12 protein-coding genes and 6 pseudogenes are annotated in these 12,183 nt (G+C 59.3%); 8 read left to right on the top strand and 10 right to left on the bottom strand.

The window, feature by feature from the left end; all coding sequences use genetic code 11:
* Nucleotides 1-147: 147 nt before the first annotated feature.
* The 5 genes and pseudogenes from V1278_RS14900 to V1278_RS14880 all read left to right on the top strand — a co-directional run bounded on the left by V1278_RS14900 (nucleotide 148) and on the right by V1278_RS14880 (nucleotide 3,516).
* A pseudogene (locus V1278_RS14900) lies at nucleotides 148-701 on the top strand (thioredoxin family protein).
* 144 nt (nucleotides 702-845) lie between these two features.
* Nucleotides 846-1,082 (top strand): antitoxin MazE family protein, encoded by a 237-nt coding sequence (locus V1278_RS14895; protein WP_334381273.1) that lies wholly within the window; start codon nucleotides 846-848, stop codon nucleotides 1,080-1,082.
* 6 nt (nucleotides 1,083-1,088) lie between these two features.
* Nucleotides 1,089-1,169: pseudogene (locus V1278_RS14890) on the top strand (type II toxin-antitoxin system PemK/MazF family toxin); the annotation flags it as partial.
* A 101-nt stretch (nucleotides 1,170-1,270) separates the two neighbouring features.
* Nucleotides 1,271-2,524 (top strand): radical SAM protein, encoded by a 1,254-nt coding sequence (locus V1278_RS14885; RefSeq protein ID WP_334381272.1) that lies wholly within the window; start codon nucleotides 1,271-1,273, stop codon nucleotides 2,522-2,524.
* A 530-nt stretch (nucleotides 2,525-3,054) separates the two neighbouring features.
* The gene (locus V1278_RS14880; RefSeq protein WP_334381271.1) at nucleotides 3,055-3,516 is read left to right on the top strand and encodes a nucleotidyltransferase domain-containing protein; all 462 of its coding nucleotides are present in this window, start codon (nucleotides 3,055-3,057) and stop codon (nucleotides 3,514-3,516) included.
* Nucleotides 3,517-4,188: 672 nt separating this feature from the next.
* On the opposite strand, the gene V1278_RS14875 is transcribed toward V1278_RS14880, so the two are convergent.
* The 5 genes and pseudogenes from V1278_RS14875 to V1278_RS14860 all read right to left on the bottom strand — a co-directional run.
* Nucleotides 4,189-4,806 (bottom strand): alpha/beta hydrolase family protein, encoded by a 618-nt coding sequence (locus V1278_RS14875; protein ID WP_334381270.1) that lies wholly within the window; start codon nucleotides 4,804-4,806, stop codon nucleotides 4,189-4,191.
* A 128-nt stretch (nucleotides 4,807-4,934) separates the two neighbouring features.
* Complete coding sequence (locus tag V1278_RS14870) at nucleotides 4,935-5,441, bottom strand: agmatine deiminase family protein (RefSeq protein ID WP_442893764.1); 507 nt, start codon at nucleotides 5,439-5,441, stop codon at nucleotides 4,935-4,937.
* 80 nt (nucleotides 5,442-5,521) lie between these two features.
* A pseudogene (locus tag V1278_RS36960) lies at nucleotides 5,522-5,584 on the bottom strand (hypothetical protein); the annotation flags it as partial.
* A pseudogene (locus V1278_RS14865) lies at nucleotides 5,576-6,035 on the bottom strand (NAD(P)H-binding protein); the annotation flags it as partial. The pseudogenes V1278_RS14865 and V1278_RS36960, both read right to left, overlap by 9 nt.
* A gap of 42 nt (nucleotides 6,036-6,077) precedes the next feature.
* A pseudogene (locus V1278_RS14860) lies at nucleotides 6,078-6,164 on the bottom strand (carboxymuconolactone decarboxylase family protein); the annotation flags it as partial.
* Nucleotides 6,165-7,571: 1,407 nt separating this feature from the next.
* On the opposite strand from V1278_RS14860, the gene V1278_RS14855 reads away from it, so the two are divergent.
* Nucleotides 7,572-7,787, top strand: a complete 216-nt coding sequence (locus V1278_RS14855; RefSeq protein ID WP_334381268.1) for a hypothetical protein — start codon at nucleotides 7,572-7,574, stop codon at nucleotides 7,785-7,787.
* Between the two features lie 495 nt (nucleotides 7,788-8,282).
* Here the strand turns inward: V1278_RS14855 and V1278_RS36955 are convergent, their stop codons facing one another.
* Both V1278_RS36955 and V1278_RS14845 read right to left on the bottom strand, forming a co-directional pair.
* Complete coding sequence (locus V1278_RS36955; RefSeq protein ID WP_442893656.1) at nucleotides 8,283-8,762, bottom strand: recombinase family protein; 480 nt, start codon at nucleotides 8,760-8,762, stop codon at nucleotides 8,283-8,285.
* Nucleotides 8,763-9,032: 270 nt separating this feature from the next.
* Nucleotides 9,033-9,317, bottom strand: coding sequence for a hypothetical protein (locus V1278_RS14845; RefSeq protein ID WP_334381266.1), 285 nt, complete (start codon nucleotides 9,315-9,317; stop codon nucleotides 9,033-9,035).
* 197 nt (nucleotides 9,318-9,514) lie between these two features.
* On the opposite strand from V1278_RS14845, the gene V1278_RS14840 reads away from it, so the two are divergent.
* The gene (locus V1278_RS14840; RefSeq protein ID WP_334368965.1) at nucleotides 9,515-9,736 is read left to right on the top strand and encodes a hypothetical protein; all 222 of its coding nucleotides are present in this window, start codon (nucleotides 9,515-9,517) and stop codon (nucleotides 9,734-9,736) included.
* Nucleotides 9,737-9,744: 8 nt separating this feature from the next.
* On the opposite strand, the gene V1278_RS14835 is transcribed toward V1278_RS14840, so the two are convergent.
* Complete coding sequence (locus V1278_RS14835) at nucleotides 9,745-10,098, bottom strand: phasin (RefSeq protein WP_057844519.1); 354 nt, start codon at nucleotides 10,096-10,098, stop codon at nucleotides 9,745-9,747.
* A 284-nt stretch (nucleotides 10,099-10,382) separates the two neighbouring features.
* Here V1278_RS14835 and V1278_RS14830 point away from each other — a divergent pair, with 284 nt between their 5' ends.
* Nucleotides 10,383-10,568, top strand: a complete 186-nt coding sequence (locus V1278_RS14830; protein ID WP_334363923.1) for a hypothetical protein — start codon at nucleotides 10,383-10,385, stop codon at nucleotides 10,566-10,568.
* On the opposite strand, the gene V1278_RS14825 is transcribed toward V1278_RS14830, so the two are convergent.
* Together V1278_RS14825 and V1278_RS14820 are read right to left on the bottom strand one after the other, a co-directional pair.
* Entirely contained in the window at nucleotides 10,569-10,775 is a 207-nt protein-coding gene (locus V1278_RS14825; RefSeq protein ID WP_334363924.1) for a hypothetical protein, read from the bottom strand. It abuts the gene before it with no gap.
* A 165-nt stretch (nucleotides 10,776-10,940) separates the two neighbouring features.
* Nucleotides 10,941-12,081 (bottom strand): annotated as a pseudogene (locus tag V1278_RS14820) (alpha-hydroxy acid oxidase).
* Nucleotides 12,082-12,183 lie beyond the last annotated feature (102 nt).

The following is a 12,183-nucleotide window of genomic DNA, read 5'->3' as shown; positions in this document are numbered from 1 at the left end:
CGACGAAATCCGCGCTCGTCCAAATGCCGGCTGTTAAGGATCGACGGAATGGCTGACGTATGGCCAAAACGACGACTGGCGAGCAGGCTTTGGAAACTTTGCCCGGCAGGCCGTCGTCAGCATATAATTGGCACAAGGAGGTGCGATATGGCGACAACGGCTACCCAACTCGTTCTTGATACGCCTGCGGCGGAGTTCCGGCTTCCGGCCACGGACGGCAAGACTTACACACTGGACGACGTTGCGGGCGAAAAAGGCACGGTCGTCGTCTTTATCTGCAACCATTGTCCCTATGTTAAAGCAGTGATCGACCGCATGGTTTCGGACGCCCGCGTGCTGATGTCGGAGAGCGTAGGCTTTGCGGCGATTTGCTCGAACGATGCGGCGAGCTATCCCGAAGACTCATTTGAGAATATGAAGCGCTTCGCGAAGGTTCATGATTTCCCGTTTCCATATCTCCACGACGAGACCCAGACAGTCGCACGGGCGTATGGGGCGGTCTGTACGCCGGACTTCTTCGGTTACAATGCCGACCGCAAGCTCAAATATCGCGGCCAGCTCGACGAAGGCCGCACAACTCCGCCTCGCGCGGGGGCGCCCGAGAGCTAGTCGAGGCCATGCGTGCGATTGCGACCACCGGTGTGGCGCCGGCTGAGCAAACGGCGTCTATTGGCTGCTCGATCAAATGGAAGGACGAATAAAGGGCTTTCCGGATTTTCGTGTTGAAATGCGACCATCCACGACAGGAAAGCTCGGATTATCGTGTTGAGAGGTATTTGAGCAGCCCTCAAGGCATCGGCAAAGGCCAATCGGATGCGATTATGCTAGGTTACATGTAACCAAACATGGAGGGACAGATGGCGACGGCGTCAAGGCCCAAGCCTGGCCGGATGAAGGTCCGGGAACATCGTGAGAGGTTGCGGGCACAGGGCTTGCGACCTATCCAGATTTGGGTGCCCGATGTGCGGTCTTCATCCTTCCGCAAGCAGGCTCATCGTCAGTCACTTGCTGTTGCGGCCAGCAGTCATGCCCGCGACGATCAGGCTTTCATCGACGACGTGTCCGATCTGGACGATGAATGAGACGCGGTGAGATCTGTCGCGGGCGGCAAGGATTACGCAGGCAAGCCGCGCCCCGTCGTCATCGTGCAGGACGACAGGTTCGACGCGATCGTCATCGCTAGACACGACCGTGCGACCCGCTTGTCCCCGAATAAAACGATCCACAATTCCAAGGCAGGGATGTAGGCTGGCGTGACCGGAGCCCGCGCATGAGCGACTTGGCCCAGCTGAGAGTGTGGGACGATCCAGCGATTCGTGCCGCGCTGTCGTGGTACCTTGACGTCGCGGAAAACCGATGCCCGGCCAAGTTCCGTATTGCCGCCACGGTTGCTCTGCAGTTCGATCCTGCAGCAAGTAGCGAAGATGCCCTCTGGGCCGAGCTCGACGACCTGACGCCGATTTTTATCGCGCGGTGGCAGGCGATCAGGGCGGGCGCGCCGTTGCCACCGGCGGCGGATGGCCCAAGTCTGCTGGAGCTGTGCCGCGAACTCGCCTACCGCATGCTCACCCACTGCAATTTCTGTCCGTGGGATTGCCGCATCGATCGCGCGGCAGGGACCAAATTTGGCGCCTGCAAGCTCGCCGCCGGCTCACGGGTCAGCTCCCATTTCCATCATACCGGCGAGGAGCTATTCTATCGCGGCACGCAAGGCTCGGGCACGATCTTCTTCACCTCGTGCAACATGCGCTGCGCTTTCTGCCAGAACGGCGACATCAGCACCGACAAAGACAACGGTGAGGAGACGGATCCGCGTACTCTTGCGGCGATGGCGTGGACGCTGCGCCGCGAAGGTTGCCACAACATAAATTGGGTCGGCGGCGAAGTCGTCATTCACCTGCACGCCATCGTCCATGCGATTGCGCTGTTGGGCCGCGATTACGCGCCGACACGAGCGGAGCTGGCTCGCGCGCGCAAAACGAAGGCTGACCGCTTCTTCTGGTTCGACGAGGTACCCGGCGCCGCTGTCTATGACGGTAAGTTCAATGCGCCGATGCTATGGAACAGCAACTTCTTCATGACGATCGAGAGCATGAAGATCCTGCGCATCCTGACCGACGTTTGGCTCCCTGATTTCAAATTCGGTCCCGGCCGTTGCGCGATGACACTGGCGAAGACACCTTGGTACTGGGAGACGGTGACGCGCAACATTGCGCTACTCGACGAGTGGGGAGAGGATTTTTCCATCCGCCACCTGGTGATGCCCAATCACGTCGAGTGTTGCACGTATCCGGTGCTGGAATGGATTGCCTCGCGCGTGCCCGCAGCGCCCGTGAACGTGATGGAGCAATTCCATCCCGACAATTTCTGTGATCCCGCGAGTGCCAAGTACCGGGACAAATATGCGGAAATCGCTCGCCGACCGACGCACGCGGAGCTGGAGGATTCGTGGCGCCGCGCTCGCGAATTGGGCCTCCAATTCGAGATCACTTCGTTCGAGCACCACAATGCTTTTGGTATGTGATCGGGGGGTGGCGAGCTCAATTTATGCCGAAGCGGCGCGCCGCGACTGATGAAGATGGGCACTATTCCCTCGCGCTTCCCCTATGATGCCGCAGCCTGTCAATTGGCGCAGACGTAGCGCTGCCGCCCCTCGGCGGTATCGTCGGGCGCCGCGGCCATCGGCTTGCCGCACGCCGGGCACGCCTTCCGGTTCGGATAGACCGCAATCATCTGAATTCCCCCTGCCCCCTGAGCTTAGTTCGGTCGCCGGCGGACTCAAGCGCTTGGCGGAAAGTTGCTTGGGGCACACTGACGCCGAACGATGTGGTCGGGCTCTTGACTTGGCCGGCGTCGGCGTCGTGAATTGCGCGGCAGGCGATGTCGTTGTGGGGGTGCGTCATGGATCGGGAGTTCTACCGGGCAGCAGGCGCAGCGCGTCCGCGATCTGGCCGAGAAGGCAGATCCGTTCACCAAACAGCGCTTGCTGAACGTCGCCGATCGGTATGATGCTAAGGCCGGCAGGCGCGGTAGCGCACTGAAGGAGAGATCTCTTTGAGCTTACAACACCATATTCCAGAAAAGGCATCATCCGTTCGCGCGAACACTGGTCCGTTTGCGTCGGAGCAAGTGGCTCTTGATGAGGTGGTGAAACGGCTCGTGAGTGGTCTCGATCCCGAGCAAATTTGGTTGTTTGGAAGTCGAGCAGAGGGCCGCCATCGCCCGGACAGTGATTTTGATGTCATGGTCGTCACGAGGACGAATTCCGGCGACAGCGGCTTTGACCATGATGCAGTGTATGCGCCGATCGTAGGTCTTGGCGTAGGGTGTGATGTCGTCCTTTGTCGCGCGGATGACTTCGAAGCCGAGCGAAACGATCCGACAAGCCTCTCTGGGCATGTCGTGCTCACCGGCAAAATGCTCTATGACCCTTCGATGGCGTCGAGGATGATCGAACGGCCGCGGCCGCGCACAACGCCGCCCGTCTCTGCCTTCCTCGGGGCTGGCGAGGCATGACGAAACCGGCCGGCCTCGAAATCCGCTGCGATTCCTGCAACGGCACGGGCTCGGCGCCGGCCCGTGAGCCGGAGCCCGGCCGCAGGATCTATCCAGGCCGCTGCAAAAAGTGCGGAGGCAAGGGTCGGATCCTCAAGTCCGAGTAAGCGGCCGAGACGTGCCGCTCTACCCCGGTTGGATCCACTCGAGACGGAAGCCGCTGCACAGCGTCTGGCGGTAGCGAAACCGCGGCCCTCGCATCGAACGGCCTCGTAGTGCTCAATCTTGGCGTCGAGTTCTTTGCAGGCTTCGCACATGGCCTGACCTCCTCAGCGGAAACCAATCTGAGGAGGGTCTGCCCGGGTCCTGATAAACTACCCGGCGCAAGCCGAGCATTCAGACCGAGCCTAACGTCCATCAACGTACCTCCACCCCGGGCCCTAAAGGCTTCCTTTGATTTCATCACGGCGAGTGATCGATTAATGGTCTCTTTGTCGGCGTTGGCGTTGTACTCCATTCGCCATCCATTGCTCATGACGTAGGCCGGTCCCCTGTCTTCGTACCCGTGGTGAACGCCTTTGAACAGCACGAGTTGAACCTTGTCGCTAACAATTTCTTGGCAAACTTTCGGATCGTTAGCGTTGTCCTTGTCGCCCGTAAAAATGATTAGCCGCGTCGAGAACTTTACCCTGGTCAGACCAGCACAACCCGGCGAGACCCAAAGACAGCGGCGAAGGTGTTGCGGTGATTGGATGAGTAGTGCGAATGGCTGATCATCATCACTGCGGTACCGCCATTGCTCCGACCCATCACGTAGACTTCGCTGGGGACTGCAAGCTTGTTTTCGATCAGATAGTCGAGCGCCGAGTAGGCGTCTTCGGCTCGCCGCCAGCCCCAGTGGTAATTGGCTTCGCCGCAAGTCCGTTCAACGTTGCGTGGCTTGAAGCTGTCGAGGATCACCACGCCGATGCCATTGTCGAGAAAAACCTTGGCCTTTTCCTTGGCCCAAATGGCGACCGCCTTGGACAGGCCGGTGCAGCCGTGCATCAAGATGATGAACGGCACCTGGCCGGTGCTGCCCTTAGGCTTGATGATTTCAGCACTGAGCACACCGTCCTTCTGCACCTTGCCCCCTTCGTCCGGAGCACCATTGAGAAGGTTCTTTGACAAGCCTGAGCGGTGCTTGTTGTCGGGGGTGTAAACTGCATCATAATTGTGCGCGTAGTCACCCTTCCAAGGTATCTTGACCATTTCGGCTGACGCTGCCGTGGAGATTAGCGTCAGTATCAGCATCGGGAAAATGCGTTTCATTTCTTTGATCCGTGTCCCCGCGGAAAATAACGGAGTCAGTCTAAGGCTGATCGAGGGTTGAGGAAACTCCGGACCGAGAGGACTCGGCGTTGCGGTTAATCGACACGGCGCGCCAGCCTACCACTTCGCTAGGAACGGCAGCGGATGCCGCCGCCGCGCAGGATGGCGTCGACCGCGAGCATCCTGATGTCGCGGCCGGGAAACAGTTCGGCGAGATGGTGACGGGCCGCACCGTCGCCGGGATCGCCGAAGCGGGCGGTGATCACCGAGCGTCGCGTCACGAAGAAGTTGAGGTAGGTGGCGGCGAAACCGTCGGGCTCGGCGGCGACGCGGCTTGAGTCCGGCGGCGCGATCCGCCGGAGAGACGAAAGCCGGCCATGGGCGACCGCCCCGCCGAGCGCGAGGATATCGCGCTCGCGCTTCTGACGCCCGCGGCCGCGTTCGATGGGCTCGGCCAGAAGGGTGCCGCCGGGGGCGAAGGCGAGATAGCCGTCGGGATGCCCCGATGTGATCGGTTCGTCGCGGTCGCCGTCGAGCCAGATCGTCGCATGCAGGCCGAGGGACCGGAAGGCGGCCGAAAGGTCGGTCTCGGAAAGGTGCGGGTTGCGGGCCAGAAGACAGCTCCTGGTCGCGATCGCGAGGCCGCGGCGCCGGCGAGGTCCGGCGGCGCGAGCAGCGTCACCGGTTCGTCCTCGGCGATGGTCCTGATCACCGTCTCGAGCTCGCGCTCGACGCGGTCGCGGTCGCTTCCCCATTCGAGGTGGACCGCCCAGGCCATGATCGTGCGCGCGTGCGGCTCGAAGTCGGCCGGGATAGGGCAAGGCTCCGAGTTTGCCTTGAGCCGCCCAGACGAAGTGTCGAGAAAGAAGCCACGCGATTGCATCATATAGCGTGCGACCCCCAACTCCTCCGCCGCGGCAAACAGATTGTCGCCGCCCTCTTTATCGAGCCGCGTGTCGTTTGGCATGGACTTGATGATATCTGCGGGATTGGGCGGCAGCCAGGTGAGCTGGTCGATCACTACATCCGGGGCGGCGGCCGCGATCGCATCGCGTACTGCCTGGCGGTCGAAAGCATCGGGGGTGGAGGCAGACGCGCCCAGCTCGCGCAGGCGATCGACGCCCGGTCCGGCCCGCGTTCATCCCGACGACCTGATGACCAAGGGTGCACAGGTCGCGCACCAGCGGAAGGCCAACCGCGCCGGTGGCGCCAGCAACAAAGATTTTCATGAGAGGAACTCCTTGTGAGCGCCCCGGTGCGCTGCGCTTCGCTTAGTTCATGATTGCCGCCTGGGGTGTGTTGCGAAAGCTGACTGCCATGCGGTTGTAGGCGTTCATCAGGCTGATCGCGATCGTGAGTCCATATCGCTTTGCTGGCGATGGTATCCGCGCCTACGCCGAAAGGCTTCGCAAAGACATGGACCGACGGCGGCTCAGGTTCACACCGATTGATTGGGCCAGCGAACCGACGCCGATGATCGATACGGGCCATGTATTCCGCATGATGTACCTGACGATTTTCAGCGTTTAACTCATCGACCATTAATGGTCGGCGCGTAACATTGGCGAATGCCCAATAACAGTTACAATTTTCGTCAAATGAAGTGGACCGATCCAAAGAGATTCAAGTCAACCGCTGACTCCAAACCAAGGCGGCAAGGTTCGCGTTACCTTTCTGGCCTCATCTTTATTTGCGTGCTTTTTGGTTTCGTGGCCGTTCAGGCATGGCCAAGGATATTCTCTGATTTCAAGCTTGAAGCAGCCAAGCCGATTCCTGCCCCCGCTTCCATTTCTGTGCGCGTAATCGACGGAGACACCATCGGTCTAGAGGACGGTCGGCCGAATATCCGTCTAGTTGGACTCAACGCGCCAGAAACGGGAAGTCGAGCCAGGTGCGAGGCAGAGCGCCAGAAGGGCGAAGCTGCCAAACAGCGACTTCGCGAACTCGTTAGCGGCGGCCGGGCGGACTTTCATCAAGTTGCATGTTCCTGTCCACTGGGCACGGAAGGCACAGATGCCTGCAACTTCGGTCGCCGCTGCGGCACTCTGCGAGTCAATGGCGTGGATGTAGGGTCAACGTTGATCAACGAGGGCTTGGCCGTTCGCTTCGTATGCGGCGCAACAAGTTGTCCGACGCTTCCTCGGCCTTGGTGCTAAACGTGCGCGGGACTCGTTAAGGCGGGCGTGGCCGGATGTCCCTAACGACTATGAGGAAACTGGCGGCGTACCGTGGTCGCTATTTCCCGATCTAACTCCGCCTTGGTCGTGAAGCTTTCTAGTGAGTGCCGCACCATGCCCTTGGCATCGGCGGCTACCTTCACAGCCCGACTTTCCTTAACTCGATTTCGCTTCTCGTCCGGCAGGAAAAGAAGCACCAATCCGACTATTGGTGACAAAATCAGGCAGGCAAGTATCCAGCCGACGGCAGATCGGCCCTTAGCCAGCGCCACCAATCCGATCACAACTGAAAAAATCGCCCATGCGATTGCGTAGGCGGAATAGGAATAGAGATTGCGAACATTGCCCCCGCAAATACCATGTCAGCATTGAGGTTATCGGCAGGCTTGCAGATGCCTTGAAGGCCGAGCCGGAAGAGTTTCTAAAAAGGGCAAAGAGAAATCGCAGCTAGGTACTCAAACATCGTGGTCATGCCGATCGGCTTCGCAGCTTTCTTTTCCGTTTTTTCTATTTCGGAATTTCAGAAATCGTATTGACTCGTCCCCCAGTTGTCTATAGGCCGCCTGGGTTGTTTCCAGGAGGCCGCAAATGTCCGATCAATCTTCGGAACTCGTCGAGATATCGAAGCTCAATGGCGAGTTCAGAAAAAACTACGGCAAGCTGCTCGGTGCGTATCTTTACCTTCGCTCAGTCAGTGCGGCGCGCGGCCGCTCCTGGTTTTGGGCCGGGTTAGTTTCTTTCGCCTGTTCTGTAGCGCTGGCTTGGCTTGCGCGACATGGCTGGTCCTTATCAATCTCGCCCTGATCTCTCGGATTAGTTCGTCCAAGGTCTCGACACGAACCGAATTGAGACGGGCCAAGGCCGCATCCGAAAGCGTCACATAGGGTTTCGCGATGTCTGAAGCAGGAACCAGCACATAATCTTGGATCACCTTGTTAGTATCATCAAGCCGCAGGACGATGTTCAGCTCCGAACGTACCTTGCGCCAATGGGTTCTCCACTGCGCAGCGTTGTTTGTGTTCCTCTTTCGCGTTTGACGAACTACCTGAAATGCAATGGTCTCGCATCTTCCGTTCAGCGTCAGCCCTCGACCATCCTCTGTGAGGCTCACCTGGAGGCCACGGTTGATTCTCAGCGTGTCCGCAACCCGCGCTGCCCAGTGATGCCGTGCATCAAACCAGTCGCAATCGCGCGAACCTTCATAGCCGATGAGCGCGTAGGCTTTCCGCAGTGAGCCAAAATGCTTGACATACGAAGTGACGGAGGGAAGTCCGGGTGTATCGGTGATGATGCGGGAATTTAGCTTTCCTTTGCGACTAAGCGTGAGTCGTAAGGCGCAACATCTGGTCTTCTGGGATAACGATGTACCGCTCGGCCATGATTTTTTGGGGCACGTGCGAAGAGGTCTTGATCAACCACCGGATTTACCGCTTCCGCGCTGCGTATGCACAGGTGGTAAGGATTGTTTACCAGCTTCTGTCCGAGACGGCGGGACATGCGATTGTAGACGAGAGTTCCGGCATAGTTCTCGTTCTTGAGAATAGCCTGGATCATGATGTCGGTCCAAGGACGCTCATGATGATTGGCGATGTTCGCCAAATTGAGCTGTCGTGCAATTTCAACGTTCGTTTTTCGCTCGACAACAAACTGCTGAAATATCCATCTCACGACCGCGACCTCTTCCTCAGGTCCAAGCCGAAGTCGCACGCGGTCCGTTTTCAGAGCTTTGCACTCTCCCTTCGCCAGCTTGCCTTTCGAACGTTGCTTCTCATCGATCATCTCCCTGTGGAATCCGAACGTGAGCGGGCCACCAACGCGATAGCCGAGCCCCGCTATCTGGCAGTGAGTCACGAGATGGGCTCGCTAGGCGATGTGCCAATATGGCAGCCCGTTCTGTGACAATCCGCTGCTGGTATTGATGGCGGCAGGCTTGGCCGTATGCTGGGCGTGTTCGTCAGCGTGCGCTCATGTGCTCTTTCGGAGGCCCTCCGAATTTCCGTGATGATGCCGCTATGCCGGTGATTTGCCCAGCGGGTCAAACGGCACGCTTTATTGCGGCGCCCGATTAGCCGGGTGAACCGGCTTTGGTACGGGCGGTTCAGGCTCCACCTCAAGCTTCGGTTCGGTTGGCATGACCTGCGCACCGGCCGCCCGTGCAGCTTCGCCGGTCGTGCTGTAATTGGCGATCGTTGGGTGCTGTACTTTCGGCTTGTTCCACGGCCCATGGTCAACGATCAGCATGCCGAGCACGCCGAGAATGGCGACCCCAATCGCAACCTTCAATGGCGCGCCACCGCTTCTGATCAATTGATCTTCAGTCAATTCTTTCGCCATCGGAAAATCCGCGTTGCTTCCCTCTTACCAAATCAAATCCGGACGATGCCGAAAGTTCCCATCGATCTGCCAGAGGCGATTGGAACAAATGTATTGGCCCCGCATTGTCGGAAACGTCAGCCATCGGTCGGCGAACGCCAAAGCGATCGAGTGAGTTGCAAATTGTGAATGAAATCTCAGGACCATCCCAGCCCGGCATGGCGGAACGCGCCGTTGATACCGCGACCGACGTGTCACGCACTCTGACAGAAGTGTCCGCCGCGCTGCAGGCCGCGGTCGGCCGGCTAAGCGATGCCGTAACGGCGGCACGGAAGCCGGGAATGCCGCTCTCGACCATCAGCGCGATCACTCGCGAAGCGCCGCTGGCCAGTCTGTTCGTCGCCTTTTTGTTCGGTGTCGCGATCGGACGTCGCCGCTAGCAGGCGCCTCAGAACTTGCCCTTCGTCGAATCCTTTGCGGCGGACATGACGCCGCCGGTTATCTGTCGCATATGTTCGCCGGCGTTGGTGAACTGGCTGCGCAGGAATTCAGACTGGATCTGCATCGCTTCCTGGAGATCGGTCGCATGGACCAGTTTGCGGGCATGCTCGAACGCAGCCTTCATATTCTGTTCGGTAAACGACAGCGCCTGCTTGGAAATTTCTGTACCCGCCCCCGGCATCGACGTCATGGACTTTCCGGCGGCATCGAAGAACATGCCGAACGCCTTTTCTGCCTGATCGATGGTTCTCTCGGCCAGCTCACGCAGCTCGGCCGGGACTTCGAGTTTCGGTTCGGTCATGGTCGCTTCTCCAATGTCGACATTGGCAGGTTAGCATAATTCCCGGCTGCGTCTGCGCCGTATTAGACCGAGCTCCGATATATGCCAGGGCGGCCGGAGTGGGCCGGCCCAATTTCAGAGAGACCCCAAGGAATGATTTCCTTCCCTCACGGCCCGTAGCCGTACGGGTGCGGTGCCCGATTCCAATGGTGGCAACAGTGTGGCATAGTGATTCGGGCTTAGGGATCGGCTGTCGGTGGCGTTGCGTCTCTGGTTTTAAGTCTCTCTTGGGACATGGAGATAAGATGCTGCAAACATTTCGACCGACGCCGACCTGCACGCGCTTTCAAACCAGCATAGAAATGCCGTGCATGAAATGCGGGGCACAGATGCGGCTCGCCGCGATCGAGCCACGCGACCAGAATTACGACGTGCTGACCTACCGCTGCACACCTTGCGATTCCGGCGAGAGCTTCCTGAAGGCGCGCTGATTACGACCTGTTCAGCGCGGCGATTCCCGCCTGCGTTAGCACGATCCCCTCGTCGCGCACTTCGACCAGGCCGAGACCCGTCAATGTTCGCAAGTCTTCGTCGCTGACCGGCGACAGTTTCAGTCGGCGTGCCTGAATGTCCCGCAACGTCCAGCGGAGATCGATAGCCTTCTCGAGGCTAAACTCAGCGAAAGGATCTTCTGCCATTCGCTTCGCTTCCAACTATTGGACCATTGAATCAGATCTGTCGTGGCTGCGGCGCCCCCTGGACGCGCCTTGATAATGCGGTAATCGACGTCAGGTTCCCGACGATGCGAAGACAGCACCGACCAAAGGTATTCGCGCTCCGGACCGGCCGCAGCTTTCGGCTCCTCAATAGCGGTAGGGCTCGATGTCCAGCAACGGAAAAGCGCTGAACACACTGGGTGGATTGGTCGCCGTAGCTGAATGCAGATAGGACTTGTCGAGCTCGCCCAAGCGGGTGACGCCGAGCAGCCCGAGGCAGCGGATCACTTCGTCTTCCAGCAATTCAAGCATCCGCACGATGCCACGATGCGACCTCGCCTGCGGCCGCGAGTGCCCAGCATTGCAGACGGCCGATGCCGACCAGATCGGCGCCGGAGGCAATCGCCTTTACGATGTCAGTACCGCGGCAGAACGACCCGTCAACCATGATCCTGGCGCGACCGGCAACGGCGTTGACGATTTCCGGCAAGACGTGCATCGCGCCGCGTCCGTGGTCGAGCTGGCGGCCGCCATGGTTCGACACATAGATCCAGTCCACGCCATGATCGAGCGCGATGGCTGCGTCTTCCGCGGTGGCGATTCCCTTGATCACCAGCGGAATTTTATACTTGTCCTTGATCAGCTTCACCGTGCGCCATTCCAGCCCTTTCTGGAAGTCGCCGCCGGTGGCCCGGATACGGCTTTCGCGAACATACCGTTTGGCGATATCGCGCTCGCGCCGGCTGTAATGGGCGGTGTCAACCGTCAGGCAAAAGGCGGCATAACCATTCTCGATAGAACGGCTGACAACGTCTTCAACAAAGGCGTCGTCGCCGCGGACATAGAGCTGATAGATACGCAATGCGCCGGGTGCGGCTTTGGCCGTCGCTTCCAGCCCCGGCTCGGACACCGAGCTCAACATGTGAGCGGCGCCGAACTGCCCTGCTCCGCGCGCGACCGCGGCGCCTGAATCGGGATCGAAAATCTCCAGCGCGCCGACCGGCGCAATCATGACAGGCAAACGCAGACGGCGGCCGAAAACCTCGGTCGAGGGGTCGACTTCCACGACATTGCGCAATACCCGAGGCCGGAATGCAATCTCGTCGAGCGCCATGCGGTTGCGACGCATGGTGGTCTCCGTTTCGGAGGCCCCGACGATATAGTCCCATGCGTTCTGGTTGAGGCGAGCGCGCGCTTTCCGGACGAATTCGTGGAGATTCTGGAATTCTTCGCCGCTCGCGCCGAGCTCGACATTTCTCGCCGACCGTATGGGGGTCCCGTCGTTCATGATGTTTCTCTCCCGCTTTGGCAGCACATTAGCCGCAGAAGAACGGAAAAAGCTACCGCTTTGAATGGGTTAGGCGTGGTGCAAACGCAGAGATGTCATTCG

Origin of the sequence: Bradyrhizobium sp. AZCC 1577 (assembly GCF_036924575.1) — a bacterium.
Lineage (GTDB): Bacteria > Pseudomonadota > Alphaproteobacteria > Rhizobiales > Xanthobacteraceae > Bradyrhizobium.
This window is presented reverse-complemented; position numbering and strand designations above follow the sequence as displayed.

Coding starts and splice junctions, on each gene's coding strand:
- V1278_RS14895 (WP_334381273.1), top strand. CDS start 846: ATGGAGGGACAGATGGCGACGGCGTCAAGGCCCAAGCCTGGCCGGATG.
- V1278_RS14885 (WP_334381272.1), top strand. CDS start 1,271: ATGAGCGACTTGGCCCAGCTGAGAGTGTGGGACGATCCAGCGATTCGT.
- V1278_RS14875 (WP_334381270.1), bottom strand. CDS start 4,806: ATGAAACGCATTTTCCCGATGCTGATACTGACGCTAATCTCCACGGCA.
- V1278_RS14855 (WP_334381268.1), top strand. CDS start 7,572: ATGTCCGATCAATCTTCGGAACTCGTCGAGATATCGAAGCTCAATGGC.
- V1278_RS36955 (WP_442893656.1), bottom strand. CDS start 8,762: ATGATCGATGAGAAGCAACGTTCGAAAGGCAAGCTGGCGAAGGGAGAG.
- V1278_RS14845 (WP_334381266.1), bottom strand. CDS start 9,317: ATGGCGAAAGAATTGACTGAAGATCAATTGATCAGAAGCGGTGGCGCG.
- V1278_RS14840 (WP_334368965.1), top strand. CDS start 9,515: ATGGCGGAACGCGCCGTTGATACCGCGACCGACGTGTCACGCACTCTG.
- V1278_RS14835 (WP_057844519.1), bottom strand. CDS start 10,098: ATGACCGAACCGAAACTCGAAGTCCCGGCCGAGCTGCGTGAGCTGGCC.
- V1278_RS14830 (WP_334363923.1), top strand. CDS start 10,383: ATGCTGCAAACATTTCGACCGACGCCGACCTGCACGCGCTTTCAAACC.
- V1278_RS14825 (WP_334363924.1), bottom strand. CDS start 10,775: ATGGCAGAAGATCCTTTCGCTGAGTTTAGCCTCGAGAAGGCTATCGAT.